The organism is Halalkalibacter alkalisediminis (assembly GCF_028610705.1).
In the GTDB taxonomy this organism is placed as follows: Bacteria; Bacillota; Bacilli; order Bacillales; family Bacillaceae_D; genus Halalkalibacter; species Halalkalibacter alkalisediminis.
Genome location: NZ_JAQQWT010000109.1, coordinates 1 through 1,575 on the forward strand (window position 1 = coordinate 1; position 1,575 = coordinate 1,575).

Genomic DNA, 1,575 nt, shown 5'->3' on the forward strand with positions numbered 1-1,575 from the left:
CCAAAGCAGTAGGGCATATTGAACTTGAAACAAGTAGTTATGAAGAATTGTTTGATTTTTTTCGGGATTAAGCAAGGGTAGGATGAACTCATAAACTTCCTGCAAAGAACAGGGGTTGTAATTACATCAATTTCTATCGCTATTGTACTAACGGAGCAGTTTTCTTCAATAAGATGATGGTTTTTTATGATAAAATCTAGGCGTACGTTTGTTGTTAGGGGGGGGTTTTATGTATAAGGTAGTTGATACTTTAAAAAATATGTTCTTAGATTTATTTTCAATGAGTAAAGGCTTTATTTATGGGTTTATAATGGTTGGATTATTTATTGTAATATGTGTTGCTTTAATATATGGTTTTCTTGTTCTAAAAAATCTAATCTTTTAACTGAGTATGAAAATCATAACTAACGGGTAGCTAGAGTTTAATAAGTTCGAGACAGCATCACCAGCCTTTGATCTTCCACAAACGGGCGCTTTTCTGGAATAAGAATTGCGCTCTTTCTTTATGTATAGGGCCATATTGTTGAGGAAGGATTTTCAAGGAAGCCAAAGAAATAACTAATGAAATACATTTTTTTATAAGGAGAATTTTTTAGTGATTAATGAAAAAGAAATCATTTCTCTTATTAGAGAAGATAAATGGATGATGGAAATATTAGAATCTACCAAATCGTTGAATTTGCCTGATTGGTGGATATGTGCTGGATTTATTCGATCAAAAATTTGGGATGTTTTGCACAATTTTAGCGAAAGAACAACCGTTCCAGACATTGATGTAATCTATTTTGACCCGATAAATATTGATGTATTAGAAGAAAAAAAACTCGAAGAAAAACTAAAATGTCTTATACCGAATATCCCTTGGTCGGTAAAGAATCAAGCGAGAATGCATGTTAAAAGTAATATGCCCCCATATTCTTCTTCTGTTGATGCTATATCGAAGTTTCCTGAAACAGCAACAGCTCTAGGAGTAAAGTTAGATGAAAAAAACAATGTAATATTAACAGCCCCTTGTGGAATTAGTGATGTTATTCATTTAGAAGTGAAACCGACACCATATTTCACAGAGACTAAAGAGCGAGCGCAAATTTACAAAGATCGCATAACAAAAAAGAATTGGAAATCGACTTGGAATAAGATAAAAGTTTACCACATCAACAGCCATTATTAAGCTAAAGGGCGCGATTGTGGAGCAACCTAGATAGGAAATGATCAAACTTTTTTATAAAAGAATGAGTCAATTGAAAATATTAAGAGCGTGTTTTGATCAATCTTTTTTTCAAAACACGCTCTTTTCTATGATCGTTTATCAAGGTTATTAGTATCAATTTGATCAAACTTTATTTTAAAGCAACATCTAAAATAAACAAAAATAGCGCTAGCCGTTAACTGGCTGCGCTACATATTGAAGACGAATAAAAAACACCCTCGATTATGAGAGTTTATTTGCTCAATTGACGTTCTAATTCTTCTAACTCTATGCTAATACCTCCAGATTGACTTACCCCTTCTTTGTGGTTATGCTGCTCCTTAATAAAGGCATTCCACTTCTCTTTTTCTACAAAAGCGGTTTTA

The 1,575-nt window shown here is 32.8% G+C and carries 2 protein-coding genes; both read left to right on the forward strand.

The features are described from left to right. Positions 1–229: 229 nt before the first annotated feature. Positions 230–385, forward strand: a complete 156-nt coding sequence (locus tag PQ474_RS26040; protein ID WP_273848487.1) for a hypothetical protein — start codon at positions 230–232, stop codon at positions 383–385. Positions 386–643: 258 nt separating this feature from the next. Further along, entirely contained in the window at positions 644–1,171 is a 528-nt protein-coding gene (locus tag PQ474_RS26045) for a nucleotidyltransferase family protein (protein WP_273848488.1), read from the forward strand. The last annotated feature ends 404 nt before the right edge of the window (positions 1,172–1,575 follow it).